The following is a 19,767-nucleotide window of genomic DNA, read 5'->3' on the forward strand; positions in this document are numbered from 1 at the left end:
CTATCCGTCACTCCCCGGAATGTGTTGCGTGCCATCGGGAAGAACGACAGCACGTGCCCGCTTTCCGCGGAAATATGATTGAACCCAGGGATCGTCGCTTTCGAACATTTCCTCGAGTGTACCTTCAACTGCGACTTTCTTGTCGCCGAGAACGGCAATGCGATCACAGACCGAAAACAGGCTGTCGAGATCGTGCGTGACCATGTAGACGGTCAACCCCAACGAATCGCGCAGCCGCGCAATCAACATATCGAATTCAGCAGCACCGATCGGGTCAAGTCCGGATGTCGGCTCGTCTAGAAAAACGAGATCGGGATCGAGCGACAATGCGCGCGCCAGCGCTGCGCGCTTGATCATACCACCAGACAGCTCGGACGGATATTTGTCAGCGGCATCAGCTGCCAGACCCACCATCTCGATTTTCAACGCGGCTAGCTCGTCCATCAGCGCCTGTGGCAAGTCCAGATATTCGCGCATCGGAAGCTGGATGTTCTCTTTTACAGTCAGGCCGGAAAACAATGCGCCTTGCTGGAAAAGCACGCCAAGGCGCGTGTCCAGACCCATACGCTCGTCTTCCGTCGCCTTGTCGTAATCTGTCCCAAGAATTTTTATTGTACCGGCTTGACGGGGAAGCAGGCGCAGAACCGCTCGCATCAAAACGGACTTACCGGCACCAGACGGGCCGATGAAGCCGAGAATTTCGCCTCGGTAGACGTCGAGATCAAGATTATCGAGAACGACCTTGTCGCCAAACGCAACGGTCACGCCCTCAACCGAGAGAATGACTTCCCGCTCTTTCTTGCTGTTGTCTGTCTTTACTGCCTGATCCTGCACAGCCTCTCCTTAAAAATCGATGGCTGCATAGAAGATGGCAAACACGCCATCGACCAGGATCACAACAAAAATGGACTTCACCACGGACGATGTCACGTGCTGGCCGAGCGACTCCGCGCTTCCGCCAACCTTCATGCCCTCGACAGCGGCCACGATGCCGATGATCAGCGCCATGAACGGTGCCTTGATCATGCCGGATGCGATGGTGGAAATTTCCACCGCAGAATGCAGCCGGGAAAGGAACACCTCGAATGTGATGCCGGAATAGAGCAACGAAACGACGGCAGCCCCGAACAGAGCAGCAAAGTTGGCGATAATGGTTAGAAGCGGCAGTGCAATCGTCAGGGCAACGAGGCGTGGAAACACCAGAACGCCGACCGGATTGAGCCCGATGACCTTCAGCGCGTCGATTTCCTCTCGCATTTTCATGGAGCCGATCTCGGCCGTGATCGCGCTTCCTGAGCGACCGGCAATCATGATCGCAGTCAGCAAAACGCCGATTTCACGAAGCTGCAAGATGCCGACCAGGTCGACCACAAACACTTCCGCACCGAAGTAACGCAGCTGAAACGCGCCCTGCTGCGCAATGATCGCGCCGATCAGAAACGACATCAGCAGGATGATGGGCACGGCGCGCACGCCCATATGGTCGATCTGGTTGACGATGGCTGCGGGCGAAACGCCGCGCCCCCGCCCAAGCTTCATCTGTGCACCGCGCACGGCAGAGCCCAGAATATACATGCCCGCTAGAAAATCGGCACCTGCCTGCAAGACGTTTTTGCCGATGGGGTCGAATATCCGCTCAACGATACCTTTTTTGTTCGTTACTTTGGGCGGAAGTGGCGCTTCATCCGGCAAAGCCGAGATAATCTCCTCAGCCCGTTCATTGCCTTCGAATGCGACCTGCGTACCAGCCTGCTCCAGGCGCGAGCGCATGCGACGCAAAAGCCACGCACCCGTCGTATCGATATTCTCGATATCGGAAAGGTCCATCGTGATGGAGCCACCCTTCTCGGATTTTTCAATTTTCTCGATATCGGCCAGCACGGGATGAATGTTGGCATTGCGCCAGGAGCCACTCAAAACATAGCGCGCATTACCACCCTCAGCGTCGTTATCAGCCGAGATGGACGCGGGTTGCGCCTGTTGTTGTGTCTGAAGTTCTTGCATCTTGCTCCAAGCGAATGCAGCTTCTTAAAGATTCTGTAACGATTCATATCGACTGCCGGATCAGCAAGCCACTGCCCTGCGGATGAAAACGGGTGATTTTTCGTCTGTTTACAGGTTTATTCATCACCTCTAAGGCAATTTCCATGCGTCGTTACCTTGAAGCCACAGCAGAGACATTCCCGATTGCCGGAAGTTTCACCATATCGCGCGGCAGCCGAACCGAGATTCATGTCGTGCGCTGCACAATTCATGACGGTGACGCCAAGGGTGTCGGTGAATGTGTGCCTTACGCTCGTTACGGGGAAACCATCGAGGGTGTAATGGCAGATATCCGTGCAGTCGCTGATGCCATGGCAAACGGTCTGGACAGGTACGCATTACAAGACATGATGAAACCGGGTGCGGCGCGCAATGCCGTGGACTGCGCTCTGTGGGACCTAGAGGCAAAGCTTTCGGGTAAAAGCGTCGCAGGGACGATATTGCGTGGAGCCACACGCCCAATCGTGACCGCCTATACGATTTCGCTCGGTGACGCAGACACCATGGCCGCGAAAGCTGCCGAAAACGCACATCGCCCCCTGCTGAAGATCAAGACGGGAACCGAAGACGACGAGGCTCGCCTCCGCGCCGTGCGCGCCGCAGCGCCAAAGGCAACGATCATCATCGACGCCAACGAGGGATGGAGGGACGACAATCTCGAACATCACCTCGCCATCGCGGCAGAACTGGGCATCGCGTTGATCGAGCAGCCGCTGCCCGCCGGCAAGGACCATATGCTCTCACGCATATCGAGGCCCGTTCCGATCTGCGCAGATGAAAGCGTACATCTCACAGCCGATCTGGCATCGCTCCGCGACCGTTACGACGCCATCAACATCAAGCTCGACAAGACCGGTGGCCTGACCGAAGCACTGATCATGAAGCGCGAGGCGGAGCGGCTTGGCTATACCATCATGGTGGGCTGTATGCTCGGTACATCGCTCGGCATGGCGCCCGCTGTGTTGCTGGCGCAGGACACGGCCTTTGCCGATCTCGATGGCCCATTGCTTCTGGCGCGCGATCACGTCCCCGGATTGGTCTACTACGAATCGATTGTCCATCCCCCAGAGCCGCAACTCTGGGGCTGACGGAAACCAGCCTGCTCTAAGCTGCGTATTTGCCGATGAGCTTGGGAAAAGCGACCGGCTCCAGTTCGCCAACCCTGTGCTCTTCGGTCTGTTCATCAGACTTCATCCACGTAATGAGTTCAAACGTGCCATCCATCGTCTCGACGACAGCTGTGCAGCTTTCCACCCAGTCGCCCGTGTTGATGTAGCGGATACCGTCTATATCCTCCATCACCGCATGGTGAATGTGTCCGCAAATGACGCCGTCCACATTGTTGCGGCGTGCTTCATCCGCCACCACGCGCTGGAACTCGCCGATGAAATTGACGGCATGTTTCACCTGAAGCTTCGCCCAGGCTGAGAACGACCAGTAAGGAAGGCCGATACGGCGACGAACTGCTGCCAGCAGAACGTTGATGGCAATCGCAGCATCGTATGCCCAGTCACCCAGATAAGCCAGAAGGCGGGCGTTACGGACCACCATGTCGAACTCGTCGCCGTGAATGACCAGGTATTTCTTACCATCGGCGGCCTCATGGATCATCCGCTCGGCAACCTCGATACCACCGAAATGGGTGCCCGGAAATTCGCGAAGGAATTCGTCGTGATTACCGGGAATATAGACAATGCGCGTTCCCTTTCGGGCCTTGCGCAGAAGCTTCTGGACCACATCGTTACAGCCTTGCGGCCAGTACCAGTTACGGCGCAGGCGCCAGCCATCAATGATGTCGCCGACGAGTATAATGGTCTCGGCTTCATGATGCCGCAGGAAATCCAGCAGGAAATCCGTCTTGGCGGCTTTCGACCCAAGATGCACGTCGGAAATGAAGAGTGTTCTGAACTGTCTGGTTTCGCTTTGCCCGGCCATGGAACTGTTCCCCCTGTACTCGGCAATCTTCATCAATGGAAAAACAGACTCGTGTTTCAGCAAGATGACAACGCAGCCATTCAGCACGCGAAACCGGCGTTTGAGCATAAGCGAAAGTGCTGACTTTGCTTGAAGCAGGTAAAATAAACGGCTGTACGCACAAGCTGATTGTTGTATGCAAAGGCCTCGAAGAAACTTGAAATAAGCGGTGACAGAATGAGTTCTCAGGAAACGGGCAACACGAAAAATACCAACGCCAACGCGGATCTGGAAGAACAGGCGCTTTTCTATCACCGCTATCCGCGTCCCGGAAAACTGGAAATCCAGGCGTCCAAACCGCTCGGCAACCAACGCGATCTGGCGCTTGCCTATTCCCCCGGTGTTGCTGCCCCTTGTCTTGCCATTCACGAAAATCCTGAAATGGCTGCCGAATATACCGCGCGCGCCAATCTCGTCGCCGTCATTTCCAATGGCACCGCAGTTTTAGGCCTCGGCAATATCGGCCCTCTCGCCTCCAAGCCAGTCATGGAAGGCAAAGCGGTTCTGTTCAAGAAATTTGCAGGCATCGACGTCTTCGATATCGAAATCGACGCCCCCGGCATCACTGACATGGTCTCGACCATTTCGGCACTGGAGCCGACCTTTGGCGGTATCAACCTTGAAGACATCAAGGCACCCGAATGTTTCGAAGTGGAGCGTCAGCTTCGCAAAAAAATGAACATCCCGGTATTTCACGACGACCAGCACGGTACCGCTATCATCGTGGCGGCAGCCGTGACCAACGCACTGGAACTGGCGGGAAAAACCATCGGCGATGTCAAAATCGTTGCATCCGGTGCGGGTGCGGCGGCCCTTGCCTGCCTCAATCTGTTGGTCGTGCTGGGCGCAAAACGCGAAAACATCTGGGTTCACGACATCGAGGGGCTCGTCTACGAAGGACGAAACACGTTGATGGACGAGTGGAAAGAGGTCTACGCGCAAAAGACCGACAAGCGCGTTCTCAACGAAACCATTGATGGCGCCGACGTTTTCCTCGGCCTTTCTGCAGCAGGCGTCTTGAAGCCCGAGCTTCTGGCCCGCATGGCGGAAAAGCCGCTCATTCTGGCACTGGCCAATCCCAACCCGGAAATCATGCCGGAACTGGCCCGCACCGCGCGCCCGGACGCCATGATCTGCACCGGCCGCTCGGATTTCCCGAACCAGGTCAATAACGTTCTCTGCTTCCCCTACATCTTCAGGGGTGCACTGGATTGCGGCGCGACAACCATCAACGAAGAAATGAAGATGGCAGCCGTTCACGCGATTGCGGAACTGGCACGCGAGGAAGTCTCGGAAGTCGCAGCGAAAGCCTATAGCGACGAGACACCGATCTTCGGTCCCAACTACCTCATTCCTTCGCCGTTCGACCCTCGCCTCATCCTGCGCATTGCGCCTGCGGTTGCGCGTGCCGCTGCCGCAAGCGGTGTGGCTGCGCGACCCATCACGGATTTCGACGCCTACCTCGACCAGCTCAACCGTTTCGTCTGGCGCTCGGGCTTCATCATGAAACCCATTTTCAACCTGGCGAAGACGGCAGAAAAGAAGCGCATCATCTTTGCTGAAGGCGAAGACGAACGTGTGCTGCGCGCCGCCCAGGTTTTGTTGGAGGAAGGCACAGGGGTACCGATTCTCATCGGTCGTCCGCAGATCATCGAAACACGCCTCAAGCGCTTCGGTCTTCGCATTCGCCCGCACGCGGATTTTGCCGTGGTCAACCCTGAAGACGATCCGCGCTACCGCGAGTATGTCGATGACTACTTTGCTCTGGTCGGTCGCGCCGGCATCAACCCGGAAGCGGCGCGTACCATCGTTCGCACAAACAGCACCGTCATCGGTGCTCTCTCGGTCAAGCGTGGTGAAGCAGATGCACTGATCTGTGGTCTGGAAGGCCGCTTCGACCGCCATCTGCGCGACGTCAACCAGATCATCGGCAAGCGCGAGGGCGCACACACATTCGGCGGTCTCAGCTTGCTCATTACCCAGCAGGGTGCAATCTTCCTCACGGACACCTTCGTCAATTACGACCCAACGTCGGAAGACATCGCGGAGCTGGCAATCCTGGCTTCCAAGGAAATCAAGCGTTTCGGGATAACGCCGAAGATTGCTCTCGTCAGCCACTCGAATTTCGGCTCGCGTGATTCGGAAAGCGCCCGCAAGATGCGCCGCGCGCTTCAACTGGTGCGTGACACCGCGCCGGAACTGGAAATCGATGGCGAAATGCAGGGCGGCTCGGCGCTGTCGGAAATTCTGCGTAAGCGGGCCATGCCCAATAGTGCTCTGTCGGGGGAAGCGAACCTGCTGGTCTTCCCGAACCTGGATTCGGCCAACATCACCCTCGGCGTCGTACGCACCATGACGGAGGGCCTGCATGTCGGCCCTATCCTGTTGGGTTCAGCCATGCCCGTCCACATTTTGTCACCAACGGTGACATCGCGCGGCGTGGTCAACATGGCGGCCCTTGCAACAGTTCAGGCTTCACACCCTTCGGTGTAAGTCCGGGTTAACGCAATTTTGAACTGGCTGTTGCCGCTTTGCGGCACAGCCTTATGTTATCCTGAACGCATACTCATCCCGCGCATTCTGCACGGGATGATCAACAGGATATGGCGTGCATGATTGCGCGCCGGAAACGGACAGACCCATTGATTCCGCGCAGAGGCCGACTGATCGGCGCACTTGTAACGGTTCTGTTCGCTGCACCCGTATCGGTGCAGGCTAATGATATATGCAATGACTTGCGCGCCCAGCTGAACCAACCAACGCGCATCATGGGCAACACCGCGGAAGTGCGCCGTTATGCGAGCGCGCTGGCCCAGCAGAACATCATCATCCGCCGGATCAGGAACGATATGCGCGGCTATGGCTGCTCCTCCGGCAGCGTGATTGTCTATGGAAATCCGAACGCGCAGCTATGCGGCGAAATCGGCGATGCGCTGGCGCAGGCTGAAGCTGAACGCGCCATGATTGCAGAAGACCGCGATCGTATGCTGGCCGCGCAGCAGGCAGACAACGCCCAGAATAGCCGCGAAAACATCATGGCCGCTCTCTATGAAAATGGCTGCTTCGATGAGCAGCCCCCGTCCATCGCCTCGACCGACCCTTCGCAAGACCCCGATATGCGTCACTCCGGAGATCCGTTCAGCCAACCCGATGATTCGGATTACGCCCCCTCGCCGGACATGCCCATGCAAGGTGGCCTGAGAACGCTCTGTGTGCGAACCTGTGACGGCGCGTTCTTCCCGATTTCATCAGATGCGACGCCACTGGATTTCCGCGATCAGGCGGCACAGTGTCAGCGCATGTGCCCAGGCACGCAGACGGAATTGTTCTACCACGCGCTGGAAGGCCAGGAGAGCTCGGACATGGTTTCGGCAAAGACCGGCCAGCCCTATGCGTCCATGCCGACGGCTTTCGCCTACCGCAACAACCCCAGTTCAAGCCGCGCACCGTCCTGCAGCTGCAATATGGCGGCCTATCAGGACCAGATGAAAAAGCAGGATGAACAGGCGAAAGCCCCGCAATCCACCGCCTTGCAGAATGGCTCCAGCAGCATCACCACCATCACGTCACCGAAGAGTGACGCCACGACCAAACCAGCGGACAGCAAGCCAGACGTCAAAGTTGAGGCTGTACCCGTGCCTGAGCGGGATTATGACCCGTCAAAGAACAAGGTTCGCATGGTCGGTCCACAATTCCTGCCCGAGGAGCAAAGCCGCATCGACCTGAAAAATCCCGCACTGGAGGGTGCGCAGCCTCAGCAGCAATAGGACCCCTTCACGTCGCGCCCCAGCGATCTCGAAACACCAGTTCGTCCAGCGGCAGACGCTGACGCCAGCCTTTCACCGCCAGTTCCGGCTCGCCATAGAGCGTCTCGACATGACCGACGCACAGCCATGCGACGATTTCGATGTGCGGCGGTATATCGAGGATACCGCGGATATCATCGTCGTGGAAGATACTGACCCATCCCACACCAACGCCCTCAGCGCGCGCCGCCAGCCATAGGTTCTGGACGGCGCAAACGGTAGAATACACATCCATGCGCGGATTATGTGTGCGACCCAGAACGACATCCCCTCCACGCGTCGGATCGCAGGTCACGCAGATCGACAGCGGCGCCTTGCGTATACCTTCCAGCTTCAGGTTGCGGTAAAGCGCCCGCTGCTCCTGCCCGAACATTTCAGAAGCTTCTGCATTGGCACGCGAAAAGGCCTCCCACGCGCGTTGCTTCACCTTCCCATCTGTGACCAGCGTGAAATTCCATGGCTGCATGAACCCGACTGACGGCGCGGCATGTGCAGCTTTCAACAAATTGCCGATCAATTCGTCCGATAGAGGGTTCGGTAGAAACTGGTCACGCACATCGCGTCGCGTTTCGATGGCGCGGTAGACGGCTTGCTTGTCGGCATCGGAAAATTCCTGAGCTGGCGCCAGCGCGTGTTCGAACTCGTCGTGTGGCATCGTCTATCCCCAACAATGCAGCGCGGGCCGTGGCGCGGCCCAGCACATCAAAACCTGCCGCCGTCCATGCGGTTCGGTCTATCGCATCAGGCCGGTCTTCTGACTTGGGTTCAACCGCATGTCACCGCCTTCCCGATCATCTCAGTGGCGTATGGTCACACGCGTCCACCTTACAGCGTTGGGCACGTCACGGATTTTCACCGCATTCCCGATTCTCCTGCCCAAAGGCAAGCACCTGATTGGTGGGTTATGGCTGGCGTAACCCACCAATGCAATCCTCATTTCAAAGCGTGACAGGAACCCAGATACCGCCCGTGCATTCTAGCCTTCATACGATGGAGGAAACATGATGAATGACGACACGCAACTGCGCGAGAAAATCGGCCAGGATCTCGACACGCTCCACCGAAACGAGAGTCCCAAATCCATTTTCGAAATCGCAAATGATTACCTGCTGGGAAATCCGGCCCTGAAACGCCTGACCGTCGAGGACATCATCAAGGAAGAAGCCGACAAGCGCGGCATTGAAATCCATTGATTTCAGCAGATATAATAGGCATGCAATTGATGCGGGTGTCCCTATCGCCGTGTACGTAACCATCGCAATCTGTATCCTAGTTGTCGTGATGATCGTGGCTGGAATGGCACTCGCGTCGCGCCACCGCGACAAAATCATCATCAAGATCGCATCCACGGCATTGCCGGCGGAAGATGACGCAACACCGCTCGACCGTCATTGGAAGGACATCAGACGCGGACGCGACGAGCCCAATGCCCTTTCACTCGTGCAGTCCAATCTTGGTGCCTTCGCGGCCCGCGTCGGATCCGCACGTGCGGCTGGCCGAAGCCTCGATCTCATGTATTATATGTGGAACGCGGATCTTACCGGCCAGTTGATGATGCGCGAGGTCATAACAGCTGCTGATCGCGGCGTGCGTGTGCGCCTGCTTCTGGATGATCTGGGCGTCTCCATCCCGGACCGCGCTTTTCATGCGATCGATAGCCACCCCAACATCGAACTGCGTCTGTTCAACCCCACCAAAGCGCGGGAGAACGTGTTCCGCCGTGGGCTGGAAATGGTCCTGCGGTTTCGCAGCGTCAACCGGAGAATGCACAACAAGGCCTGGATTGCAGATGGCAGGGTTCTGATCGTCGGCGGTCGCAACATCGGGGACGCCTATTTCGATGCAGCGGAACAGGCAAACTTCAGGGATTTCGATGTCATAGCCCATGGCGATTGTCTGGTGCAGGCTGAAGAAATATTCGATGACTACTGGAACAGCGCCGTCGCGGTGCCGGTCAGGTCGCTGCTCGCACGGCGCCCGAATAGACTTTCCAAACTCCGTCGAAGGATGGATGCGCTGGCGGCTGGAAGTGCTGCACGGCCCTATCTAGAACGGGTAGAAAGCCAGCACTATTCCGACAACTTCCTCAATTCCGATAAGCTGCATTGGGTGGAAACCGTGCAAGTCGTTGCCGATCCGCCAGAGAAAGCGGCCGGCAAGCGCCGTCATGGCCATAACTACCTGATGGAAACCCTGCTGCCCGTCATGGACGAGACGACGAACAAGCTGCGGATCACGTCTCCTTACTTCATTCCCGGCTTGAAGGGCGTCGAAACTCTGTCTCGCCTCTCAGCAAATGGCGTTTCGGTTTGCGTCTTGACGAACTCGCTCGCCGCAACGGATGTCGCGGCTGTCCACGCCGGATATTCGCGCTACAGACGCCCGCTCCTTCTCAACGGCATCAAAATCCATGAGCTGCGCGCGCTTGCCGACCAGAACTCGTCATTTTCGCTTCGCGGTTCCGGCCAGGCCAGCCTGCACACCAAAGCGTTCACGCGTGATGGCGAGATTGGTTTTATCGGCTCCCTCAACTTCGACCCACGCTCGATGTCGCTGAACACCGAGATGGGCGTATTGTTCACCTCACCCCGGTTGGTCGAGGAAATGGACGCGATCTTCAGCGATGAGATCCGTCAGGAAATGAGCTTTGAATTGACGCTCAACCAACGTCGCAACGTCATCTGGAATGGCGTCGTCAGAGGCAAGCCGCAACATTATGCCAGTGAGCCCTATGCAAGCCTGAGCCGCCGGACCATGGCAATGATCATGGGCCTGTTGCCGCTAGAATCGCAGCTGTAACAAAAAACATCAACTGAAAATGATCCAATCGGGCGCTCGCGCATTTTAGAGAGAGTTAAAATTCAGGAGACTTTGATGTTCATCGCGCCGCCAGAGCCGAAAACCAGCCGAAAGATCGCAGAGATGTATGAAAATGCCAGAGATACCTACGGCTATTTGCCGAACATGTATCAGGCGTTCGGACATCGTCCCGAGGTCATGGAAAGCTGGAGCGCGCTTCTGGTCAGCCTGCGCGGCAATATCGAGCCGAGACGCTACGAACTGGTGACACTGGCTGCTGCCCGGGAACTAAGATCATCCTACTGTATGCTGGCCCACGGCGCCGTTCTGGCGCGGGAAGGTGTATCCGAGAGCCAGCTGGAAGCAATCATCGATGGTGGAGACGACGCACCCCTTGATGAACAGGAACGTGCCATCATGATTTTTGCGACCAAGGTGGTACGCGATGCAACGTCGATCACCCAAGACGATATCGATACGCTGAAAACACACGCACTGACTGACGCCGAAATATTTGACATCGTCGCAGCAGCGGCGGCGCGCTGCTTCTTCTCGAAGACGCTCGATGCACTGGGAACGTCGCCAGACCAAGCCTATGTCGACAGGCTTGGGCCGCAACTCTCCGAAAAACTCGCCATGGGTAGACCGATAGAGCAGGAAGCCTAAGCACCCGCTCCTAGTCGATCAGGCGGCAGCTTTTGCATTCAGCGTTCTCGCGGACTTGATTTGCACGAGCGTATCCAGGTTCTGGTTCACGCGGCAATAAAACTCTTCATCGATGAACGGACGCAACATGAAGTCGTTTCCGCCAGCCTTCAGAAAACGCGCGGAAAGAAGTCTGTTCGTAGACGAGGAGACGCCGATAATACGCAACTCATGTGAGCCGCGCATGGTGCGAATACGGCGCGTGAGTTCGAAACCGTCGATGTCGGGCATGTTGTAATCCGTGACGACCAGACCGATGTCGGGATTGTTCTTGAGAATTTCCAGCGCCTTCGCACCGCTCTCGGCGAGGCTGACACGGAAATTGTAACGCTTCAGACGGCTGGAAAGAAGAGCGCGCGCTGTCGGGCTGTCGTCGACGATCAGAACGTGATGGCGATGGTTGGTGAGGAACCGGCAAACCGACTCCGTCAGCATATCTACCGCAAAGACATTGTCCTTCAGGATGTAGTCGACAACTTCCTTGGTGATCAGTTTTTCACGCGTATCTTCATGAAAGGTGCTGGTAAAGACGATTGTCGGGATCGAGAGATCCACAAGATACTCCAGCGCTTCTCCGTTTTCCGCACCGGGAAGATTGATGTTGGAGATGGAAAGGGTGACTTCCTCAGAAGACCGCTCGTAGCACTCCTGCAATTCTTCGAAGTTACGGCAAACCTCGACGCTCAATCCAAGTAATTCCTTGAGGCGTGCGCCAATCATCTGGGTAAAGACGTTGGAATCCTCAGCAAGCAATATTCGTGTGTCGTGAAATGGCACGCCAGCATACTGCATGCCTGTAATTCCCAGAAAGTTCATAATACCCCCAAAACTCTTATAGCCTTGGAATGCAATATAAATGCAGGTGTTTTAAGAACAATTAATCGCTAAACCGACGTTTGAACTATGGTTACCTATTGGCAAATAAGAAAATTTCGATCACGCCCTCATGAGCTTGAGTGTTTTCATGACCTTTTCAAAATCATAGGGCTTGGAAAAGAAGATGCTTTGGTCAGGCAGATCTTCGTCATCCGGTCTGTAGTGACCCGAGGTGAGAACTATTCCCAAGGGAACGATGCTGCGTCTCGCCCAGTTGGCGAGAGCAACGCCGTCCATTTTCCCCGGCATATCCACGTCCGTGAAAAGAACTTTGACGTCTGGGCGAGCCTGCAGGATTTCGACAGCCTCATCCGAGTCGCCTGCCTCGATCGCATCGAAGCCTGCGTCTTCCACGAGATCCACCGCCATCATGCGAAGCAGCGGATCATCTTCGACAACCAGAACAACTTGTCTGGCGATTGGATTTCTCTGTCCCATGGATCAAACCACCTGTTTTCATACACGAGTGTCGTGTTCCAAATTGAACCTGTTACCCTTGGGTTGAATAACGCGGCGGTAGGGACGCGGTTCCTTCAAAATGCGCGAAAATGACCGCAATTGCGGGCTTTTGTCACCGGCAGCATATGTCATGCCGATCTATATTAGTGCTAATGTCCTTTACACAGAACGGGTTAGTCCACCGTCTACACGCAGGTTCTGGCCGGTTATATATCCCGCGCCATCGGATGCTAGAAATGCGACAGTGGCCGCTATTTCCTCACTTTTTCCATACCGTTGCATCGGCACCATCTCCCGGCGTTGCTCGTGCGCTGGCAGGCTATCAATCCACCCCGGCAGAACGTTGTTCATGCGAACATTGTCAGCGGCGTAGGTATCCGAGAATATCTTGGTGAAGGCAGCTAGACCCGCCCTGAACACAGCCGACGTGGGAAACATATCGCTGGGCTCGAATGCCCAGGCCGTCGATATATTGATGATGGCTCCTGACTTTTGCTGCACCATTGTAGGTGTCACCAGGCGGGTCGGACGGATGACATTCATGAGGTAGACATCAAGGCCGGCATGCCATTGCTCGTCAGTAATATCGAGTATCGGCGCGCGCGGACCGTGCCCCGCACTGTTCACAAGGACGTCGATGCGTCCAAAAGTTTCGAGCGTCAGGTCGATCAGTCGTTGCAGGTCGTCTGTGGATTGGTTCGAACCCGTAACACCGATGCCACCCAGCTCAACCGCCAACGCTTCACCCTTGCCTGACGATGAGAGGATCGCGATCTTGTACCCGTCATCCGCCATCCGCTTGGCGACCGCGGCCCCCATGCCACTGCCACCTGCCGTTATCACTGCAACTCTCTCGGTCGTCATCATACTCTCCCATTGTTGTCGGGAAGAGCCTACCGTCATTTACCGATCAGTTCGAACCAAAATCACTGATGACAGAGTGCAACAAAACTGCACGCGGTTCGAAAACCCTATTTCAGCCAGCCCCCGATACGCCCAACGGCTTCGGCAATGTCCGACTCCGAACCCGCATAGGAAAATCGCATTGCACGATGGCCTTCGACAGGATCGAAATCGAGGCCAGGCGTGGCAGCGACATCGATTTCCGCCAACATCAGCTTTGCGAACTCCATACTGTCATTTGAGTATCGACTGATATCGACATAGGCGTAGAAAGCACCATCCATCGGCGACACCAACGGCAGCCCAAGCTCCGGCAGACGGCTCAAAAGAAAATCGCGGTTGGTGCGATAGCTTTCCTTGTAGACATCGAGCTCTTCCTCGGCAGAAAAGGCAGCAGTCGCGGCCAACTGTGAAAGCTCAGGGGCCGAGATATACATGCTCTGCGCCAGACATTCGATCGGACGGATCAGCGTTTCTGGCAAAACCATCCAGCCGATGCGCCATCCGGTCATGCAATAGTATTTCGAGAAGGAGTTGATAACGACGACGTTGTCACTGATCTCGACGGCACTCGTCTCCTCGCCCACGAAGGTCAGTCCGTGATAGATTTCATCCGATATGAACGTGATGTTGCGGCTGTCACAATAGGTGACCAAACGCTTCAGCGCCTCGCGTCCGGTAACGGTTCCTGTGGGATTTGCAGGACTTGCCAGAAGCACGCCTTTGAGCTTGCGCCCGGCCCTCGTCTCTGCCCGCTCGAGGCTCGCTGGTGTCAGCGTGTAGCCCGTCTCGGCGGTCACCGGGACTTCAACGACCGTCAGACCCAGTGCTTTGAGAATGTTGCGGTAGGCTGGATATCCAGGGCGCGCGATGGCGACCGCATCCCCCACATCGAACAAGCCGAGAAATGCCAGATTGAACGCCGCAGAAGACCCCGTGGTCACCGCAATACGTGCCGGATCGATGATCGTGCTGTGGCGTAGCCTGTAACTCGTTGCGATGACCTCGCGTAACTCACGCAAACCCAACGCATCGGTGTAACCAATCCGACCATGCTTCAGGGCCGCCTCGGCAGCGTCAAGTGATGCCTTTGGCGCCGCATGGGATGGTTGGCCGACAGCCATGGAAATAACGGGGCGTCCCGCCTGCCTGCGTCTGTTCGCTTCCGCCAGAACATCCATGGCATGGAATGGCTCAACCGCGCTTCGCTTGGACAAGGTAATCAAAGATATGCTCTTTCCTGGTATGCTACTGAAAAATGTGCCGCATTATCTCGGCCTTCACAATGACAAGATCGCAACGGAGAGATTTAATTTGCGATATGCCAAGTGAATTAAATTAAGGTAATGGCGTGAGGTAAGACATCACACCTGGCCACGACACGACGAGGACCCCATGGCACTTTCCATCAAATCCAAAGCCCTTGCCTGCATGACGGCCCTTTCGACGCTTTTCATCTCCCTGCCCGCGCACGCTCTCGATGATCAGCAGAAAAAAGAGTTCGGCGCTTTCATCAAGGAATACCTGATCGAGAACCCGGAAATCATGCTGGAGGTTCAGGATGCTCTTGAGCGCAAGCAGTACGAGACACGCAACGCCAAGGCGGCCGATGCGGTTGGAGACAACCAGAAAGCCATCTTCGAATCGAACTATGATCTGTCTATCGGCAACCCCAAGGGCGATGTGACGCTGGTTGAGTTCTTCGATTACAATTGCGGCTATTGCAAACGCGCGATGAGCGACATGGACACGATCCTCAAGACTGACACAAACGTGCGCCTCGTCCTCAAGGAATTCCCCATTCTTGGACCCGAATCGGTCGAGGCCCACAAGGTTTCGAATGCGGTGAAACTGATCGCCCCTGAAAAATATCCGGAATTCCAGCGCACGCTGTTGGGAAGTTCAGGCCGCGCAAATGAAGAAAGCGCCATCGAAGTTGCTGGAACGCTCGGTATCAAGGAAGCCGACATTCGCAAGTCCATGGCCGCCAACACCAATGATGCGCAGGTGAAGGAAGCCTACCAGCTCGCGACAAGTCTCGGCATCACCGGAACCCCCTCCTACATTATCGGCAATGAAGCCGTGTTTGGCGCCGTCGGCGCTGTGCCACTCAAGGAAAAAATTGCGAATATGCGCAGCTGTGGCAAAGCGACGTGTTCTTAAATAACGCCCCAAACCGGCCATAAAGGCCAGAAGATTAAGGACAACGGGTTGTTTGCGCGCTTCGGGGCTTTTCCTTCGAGGTTGTGCGGTCTATAGGTGGCGCTGATTTTTTTTGACGGAACGGCAAATGAGCAACACAATATTCGTCCTCAACGGCCCTAATCTCAACATGTTGGGAAAACGTGAGCCCGGTATCTATGGCGGCAAGACGCTGAAGGACATTGAAGCAGACTGTGTGAAGGCTGGCGAAGAGCTGGGCTTTACCATCGAGTGCCATCAGTCGAACCATGAAGGTGCTTTGGTGGACCTTTTGCATGAGGCTGGCGAACGCACCGTTGGTGTCGTTATCAATCCTGGCGCTTATGCCCACACGTCCATTGCGTTGCACGATGCGATACGCGCCATCTCTGTTCCTGTGCTGGAAGTCCACATTTCCAACATCCATGCACGCGAGGAATTCCGCCATAAATCGATGATAGCGCCCGCCGCAAAGGGAATGATTTGCGGCTTCGGGCCATATGGCTACATCATGGCGATCAACGCCTTGAAGAACATCACGGCATAAAGAAACAATCAGAAATAGGGTTTGTCATGTCTGAAAAGAAACACGGTATCGACAAAGAACTGATCCGCGACCTCGCGAACATTCTCAACGACACCGACCTTTCCGAGATCGAAGTCGAGCAGGACGATCTGCGCATTCGTGTGTCGCGCGCAGCACCTCCAGCACCGATTTACGCAACAGCACCACAATATGCCCCTGCTCCTGCAGCTGCGCCCGTTGCGGCTGCACCAACTGTTGCACCCGGAACGGCAGCTCCCGCGGCCCCTGCCCGCAACCCGGCAAACACCGTGACATCGCCGATGGTCGGCACCGTTTACCTGTCGTCAGCCCCCGGCGCCCGTCCGTTCATCGAAGTCGGCGCAACGGTCAAGGAAGGCCAAACGCTTCTGATTGTCGAAGCAATGAAGACCATGAACCAGATCCCGGCGACAAAATCCGGCAAGGTCACGGAAATCATCGTCAACGACTCGCAGCCCGTAGAGTATGGTGAAGCCCTAGTGGTCATCGAATAAGGGCTGATTTCATGGTATCCAAGATCCTCATCGCCAATCGCGGCGAAATCGCCCTTCGCGTTTTGCGCGCCGCCAAGGAACTCGGCATTCCAACGGTCGCCGTGCATTCTACGGCAGACGCCGATGCCATGCACGTCCGCCTTGCCGACGAAAGTGTGTGCATCGGCCCGCCGCCTTCGCGTGACAGCTATCTCAACATTCACCAGATCGTTGCGGCCTGCGAAATCACAGGTGCAGATGCTGTTCACCCCGGCTACGGCTTCCTGTCTGAAAACGCCAAGTTTGCAGACATTCTCGACGCGCACGGCATCACTTTCATCGGACCCACTGCGGACCACATCCGCATCATGGGCGACAAGATCACCGCAAAGCAGACGGCACAGGAACTTGGCGTTCCCGTCGTTCCTGGTTCGGACGGAGAAGTGAAGCCTGAAAACGCTCTGGAAATCGCTCGCACGATCGGCTTCCCGGTTCTGATCAAGGCGACCGCAGGCGGCGGTGGACGCGGCATGAAGGTCGCGAAAAACGAGTCGGAAGTCGAGGAAGCCGTTTCAACTGCCCGTTCCGAAGCACTTGCGGCTTTCGGTAATGACGCGGTCTACATGGAAAAATACCTCGGCAAGCCGCGCCATATCGAAGTGCAGGTGTTTGGCGACGGTGAAGGCAAGGCCATCCATCTCGGTGAACGCGATTGCTCGTTGCAGCGCCGCCACCAGAAGGTTCTGGAAGAGGCAAACTCACCAGCACTGACAGTCGAGCAGCGCATGAAAATCGGCGAGATCTGCGCTGATGCCATGCGCAAGCTGAAGTATCGCGGTGCTGGTACCATCGAGTTTCTGTATGAGAACGGCGAGTTCTATTTCATCGAAATGAACACGCGCCTTCAGGTGGAACACCCGGTGACCGAAGCCATCACCGGTATGGATCTCGTACAGGAGCAGATCCGCGTGGCCTCAGGCCAGGGTCTGTCGGTCACGCAGGACGAAGTGAAGTTCAATGGTCACGCCATCGAATGCCGCATCAACGCCGAAGACCCACGTACCTTCGTACCGTCTCCCGGGACGCTGACCTACTTCCACACGCCCGGCGGTCTTGGCGTGCGCGTGGATTCAGGCGCCTACCAGGGCTACAAGATCCCGCCATACTACGACAGCATGATCGGCAAGCTGATCGTGCATGGCCGCAACCGCGATGAATGCATCCGCCGCTTGATCCGTGCGCTGGACGAGTTCGTGGTTGACGGTATCAAGACAACCTTGCCGCTGTTTCAGGATCTTCTTCAGAACGAAGACATTCTGAAGGGCGACTACGACATTCACTGGCTGGAAAAATACCTGGCCGGCGACGCGAAGTAAGAAATGGGGAGGCGCAGCAGAAATAACGACATCGACGTCGACATTCTGCTGCGCGCCTATTCTATCGGCCTATTTCCTATGGCTGATTCGGCCGATGATCCCGAACTGTTCTGGGTCGAGCCGGAAATGCGGGGAATCATCCCGCTCCACGATTTCCATGTTTCGAAAAGTCTGGCCAAAGCCATCCGTAGACGTGAGTTCGACATCCGTTTCGACACCGATTTCGAAGGTGTGATGGCCGGGTGTGCTCAGGAGGCTGACGACCGGCCGAGTACCTGGATCAACGCGACGATCCGCAAATTATACACCGAGCTCCACGAGATCGGCCATGCCCACAGCGTCGAAGCGTGGGACGGTGACGAGCTTGTCGGTGGCCTTTACGGTGTCTCGCTCGGCTCAGCCTTCTTCGGCGAAAGCATGTTTTCCAGACGGACCAACGCGTCCAAAATCTGCCTTGTCCATCTGGTCGAGCATCTGCGCGAAAAAGGCTTCACTCTTCTCGACACCCAGTTCACAACTGAGCACCTGAAAACGTTTGGTGCGATCGACGTGCCGAAGGCGGAGTACGCGAAAATGCTCGAGCCTGCGGTCAATCGCCCAAGCGTTGCATTCTAATTCTCTGGATTATTTGCTGGCCGACGCGGGCGCAGGTACATCTGATTCCTGCTTGCAGCCTGTCAACCACACGTCATAGATCGGATGCTCGACGGCGTTCAGGCCTGGACTGTCTGCGAACATCCAGCCGGTGAAGATGCGCTTGATCTTACGGTCCAAGGTGATTTCATCGACCTCGATAAAGGCATCGATATTCTGCGCTTCGGTGTCGTCACGGGAATAGCAGACCTTCGGTGTCACCTGAAGCGCGCCGAACTGGACCGTCTCGTTCAGGTATACGTCGAATGAGGTAATGCGGCCAGTGATCTTGTCGATACCGGAAAACACCGCAACTCGGTTTTCGATACGCGCAGCGGATGCGGGAGAGACGCTGGCACCAACAGGCAACAGCGCAAGCAACGAAACAGCCAGTGCACGCAAAGACGTGTTTCGCGTGAATATTCCCATGTCGAACCGTCTCCAGAAAGATTTTCCGCACAATGAGTGCGGACTCAACGCCTATAGGCGGAATGTGGCAAAAGCGGGTGATATGCCACTCAACATGCAAGGCCGCTCACGATGGAAGACCCGTCGCTTCCAGCGCGTTATCAGCTACCGGGCGTCCAGGCATCGTAATCGCCCGTCACGCGTGGACGCTCGCCGGCAACGGCGAGAGAACCCTGTGGGCGATAGGCCTGAGATGTGCCGGTCATGTTGGGCAGGTGCGGCTTTTGCCATTCGCGGGCCGTGTAGCTTTCCTGGCTTGGTGGCGTATCGGTGCGGTAATGCATCCAGCCGTGCCAGCCTGGCGGAATGGAAGACGCTTCGGCATAACCATTATAGATGACCCAGCGACGTGGCATGCCCCAGGATGTGGTTCCGCCCTCGTAATAGGTATTGCCCAACTCGTCCTGTCCAACCTTCTTTCCGAAGCGCCATGTGTGAAAGCGCGTTCCGATCGTCTGGCCGTTCCACCAGGTGAAGATTTGCGTCAGGAGAGTCTTCATTATCCG

The 19,767-nt window shown here is 56.3% G+C and carries 21 protein-coding genes and 1 riboswitch; of the genes, 11 read left to right on the forward strand and 10 right to left on the reverse strand.

Going from position 1 to position 19,767, the window contains the following annotated elements:
- Together RMR21_RS07515 and RMR21_RS07520 are read right to left on the reverse strand one after the other, a co-directional pair.
- Positions 1-834: an ABC transporter ATP-binding protein gene (locus RMR21_RS07515; protein ID WP_498670024.1), complete on the reverse strand. Its 834-nt coding sequence runs from the start codon at positions 832-834 to the stop codon at positions 1-3.
- A 9-nt stretch (positions 835-843) separates the two neighbouring features.
- Positions 844-2,004: an ABC transporter permease gene (locus RMR21_RS07520; protein ID WP_498670025.1), complete on the reverse strand. Its 1,161-nt coding sequence runs from the start codon at positions 2,002-2,004 to the stop codon at positions 844-846.
- A 143-nt stretch (positions 2,005-2,147) separates the two neighbouring features.
- Between RMR21_RS07520 and dgcA the strand changes: the two genes are divergently transcribed.
- A complete protein-coding gene (gene dgcA, locus RMR21_RS07525; protein WP_498670026.1) occupies positions 2,148-3,131 on the forward strand; it encodes an N-acetyl-D-Glu racemase DgcA in 984 nt (327 codons plus the stop codon).
- Between the two features lie 16 nt (positions 3,132-3,147).
- Here the strand turns inward: dgcA and RMR21_RS07530 are convergent, their stop codons facing one another.
- The gene (locus tag RMR21_RS07530) at positions 3,148-3,978 is read right to left on the reverse strand and encodes a UDP-2,3-diacylglucosamine diphosphatase (protein WP_498670027.1); all 831 of its coding nucleotides are present in this window, start codon (positions 3,976-3,978) and stop codon (positions 3,148-3,150) included.
- Positions 3,979-4,194: 216 nt separating this feature from the next.
- On the opposite strand from RMR21_RS07530, the gene RMR21_RS07535 reads away from it, so the two are divergent.
- Both RMR21_RS07535 and RMR21_RS07540 read left to right on the forward strand, forming a co-directional pair.
- Positions 4,195-6,510, forward strand: a complete 2,316-nt coding sequence (locus RMR21_RS07535; RefSeq protein ID WP_498670028.1) for an NADP-dependent malic enzyme — start codon at positions 4,195-4,197, stop codon at positions 6,508-6,510.
- Positions 6,511-6,629: 119 nt separating this feature from the next.
- The gene (locus RMR21_RS07540; RefSeq protein ID WP_498670029.1) at positions 6,630-7,784 is read left to right on the forward strand and encodes a DUF2865 domain-containing protein; all 1,155 of its coding nucleotides are present in this window, start codon (positions 6,630-6,632) and stop codon (positions 7,782-7,784) included.
- A 7-nt stretch (positions 7,785-7,791) separates the two neighbouring features.
- On the opposite strand, the gene bluB is transcribed toward RMR21_RS07540, so the two are convergent.
- Positions 7,792-8,478, reverse strand: coding sequence for a 5,6-dimethylbenzimidazole synthase (gene bluB / locus RMR21_RS07545; protein ID WP_498670030.1), 687 nt, complete (start codon positions 8,476-8,478; stop codon positions 7,792-7,794).
- 72 nt (positions 8,479-8,550) lie between these two features.
- A riboswitch (cobalamin riboswitch) is annotated at positions 8,551-8,732 on the reverse strand.
- A gap of 92 nt (positions 8,733-8,824) precedes the next feature.
- Between bluB and RMR21_RS07550 the strand changes: the two genes are divergently transcribed.
- The 3 genes from RMR21_RS07550 to RMR21_RS07560 all read left to right on the forward strand — a co-directional run bounded on the left by RMR21_RS07550 (position 8,825) and on the right by RMR21_RS07560 (position 11,288).
- Complete coding sequence (locus RMR21_RS07550; RefSeq protein WP_498670031.1) at positions 8,825-9,016, forward strand: hypothetical protein; 192 nt, start codon at positions 8,825-8,827, stop codon at positions 9,014-9,016.
- An 88-nt stretch (positions 9,017-9,104) separates the two neighbouring features.
- On the forward strand, positions 9,105-10,622 hold the full coding sequence (locus tag RMR21_RS07555; RefSeq protein WP_498670108.1) for a phospholipase D family protein: 1,518 nt from the start codon (positions 9,105-9,107) through the stop codon (positions 10,620-10,622).
- A 72-nt stretch (positions 10,623-10,694) separates the two neighbouring features.
- A complete protein-coding gene (locus RMR21_RS07560) occupies positions 10,695-11,288 on the forward strand; it encodes a carboxymuconolactone decarboxylase family protein (RefSeq protein WP_498670032.1) in 594 nt (197 codons plus the stop codon).
- Between the two features lie 18 nt (positions 11,289-11,306).
- On the opposite strand, the gene RMR21_RS07565 is transcribed toward RMR21_RS07560, so the two are convergent.
- From RMR21_RS07565 to RMR21_RS07580, 4 genes are all read right to left on the reverse strand, one after another.
- Entirely contained in the window at positions 11,307-12,143 is an 837-nt protein-coding gene (locus tag RMR21_RS07565; protein ID WP_498670033.1) for a response regulator, read from the reverse strand.
- 120 nt (positions 12,144-12,263) lie between these two features.
- A complete protein-coding gene (locus RMR21_RS07570; RefSeq protein WP_498670034.1) occupies positions 12,264-12,641 on the reverse strand; it encodes a response regulator in 378 nt (125 codons plus the stop codon).
- A 180-nt stretch (positions 12,642-12,821) separates the two neighbouring features.
- A complete protein-coding gene (locus RMR21_RS07575) occupies positions 12,822-13,526 on the reverse strand; it encodes an SDR family oxidoreductase (RefSeq protein WP_498670035.1) in 705 nt (234 codons plus the stop codon).
- A gap of 107 nt (positions 13,527-13,633) precedes the next feature.
- Positions 13,634-14,791: a pyridoxal phosphate-dependent aminotransferase gene (locus RMR21_RS07580; RefSeq protein ID WP_498670036.1), complete on the reverse strand. Its 1,158-nt coding sequence runs from the start codon at positions 14,789-14,791 to the stop codon at positions 13,634-13,636.
- Between the two features lie 169 nt (positions 14,792-14,960).
- Here RMR21_RS07580 and RMR21_RS07585 point away from each other — a divergent pair, with 169 nt between their 5' ends.
- The 5 genes from RMR21_RS07585 to aat all read left to right on the forward strand — a co-directional run bounded on the left by RMR21_RS07585 (position 14,961) and on the right by aat (position 18,775).
- Positions 14,961-15,728, forward strand: coding sequence for a DsbA family protein (locus RMR21_RS07585; RefSeq protein WP_498670037.1), 768 nt, complete (start codon positions 14,961-14,963; stop codon positions 15,726-15,728).
- Positions 15,729-15,855: 127 nt separating this feature from the next.
- The gene (aroQ, locus tag RMR21_RS07590) at positions 15,856-16,293 is read left to right on the forward strand and encodes a type II 3-dehydroquinate dehydratase (RefSeq protein WP_498670038.1); all 438 of its coding nucleotides are present in this window, start codon (positions 15,856-15,858) and stop codon (positions 16,291-16,293) included.
- A 26-nt stretch (positions 16,294-16,319) separates the two neighbouring features.
- Positions 16,320-16,805: an acetyl-CoA carboxylase biotin carboxyl carrier protein gene (gene accB, locus RMR21_RS07595; RefSeq protein ID WP_498670039.1), complete on the forward strand. Its 486-nt coding sequence runs from the start codon at positions 16,320-16,322 to the stop codon at positions 16,803-16,805.
- Positions 16,806-16,816: 11 nt separating this feature from the next.
- Positions 16,817-18,160, forward strand: coding sequence for an acetyl-CoA carboxylase biotin carboxylase subunit (accC, locus tag RMR21_RS07600; RefSeq protein ID WP_498670040.1), 1,344 nt, complete (start codon positions 16,817-16,819; stop codon positions 18,158-18,160).
- Positions 18,161-18,163: 3 nt separating this feature from the next.
- Positions 18,164-18,775, forward strand: coding sequence for a leucyl/phenylalanyl-tRNA--protein transferase (gene aat, locus RMR21_RS07605; protein ID WP_498670041.1), 612 nt, complete (start codon positions 18,164-18,166; stop codon positions 18,773-18,775).
- A 9-nt stretch (positions 18,776-18,784) separates the two neighbouring features.
- Here aat and RMR21_RS07610 read toward each other — a convergent pair whose 3' ends face one another.
- Both RMR21_RS07610 and RMR21_RS07615 read right to left on the reverse strand, forming a co-directional pair.
- Positions 18,785-19,222, reverse strand: coding sequence for a DUF2155 domain-containing protein (locus tag RMR21_RS07610; protein ID WP_498670043.1), 438 nt, complete (start codon positions 19,220-19,222; stop codon positions 18,785-18,787).
- A gap of 140 nt (positions 19,223-19,362) precedes the next feature.
- Positions 19,363-19,761, reverse strand: a complete 399-nt coding sequence (locus RMR21_RS07615; RefSeq protein WP_498670045.1) for an NADH:ubiquinone oxidoreductase subunit NDUFA12 — start codon at positions 19,759-19,761, stop codon at positions 19,363-19,365.
- Between the last annotated feature and the right edge of the window lie 6 nt (positions 19,762-19,767).

This window comes from Agrobacterium sp. rho-8.1, assembly GCF_033957725.1.
GTDB lineage: Bacteria > Pseudomonadota > Alphaproteobacteria > Rhizobiales > Rhizobiaceae > Agrobacterium.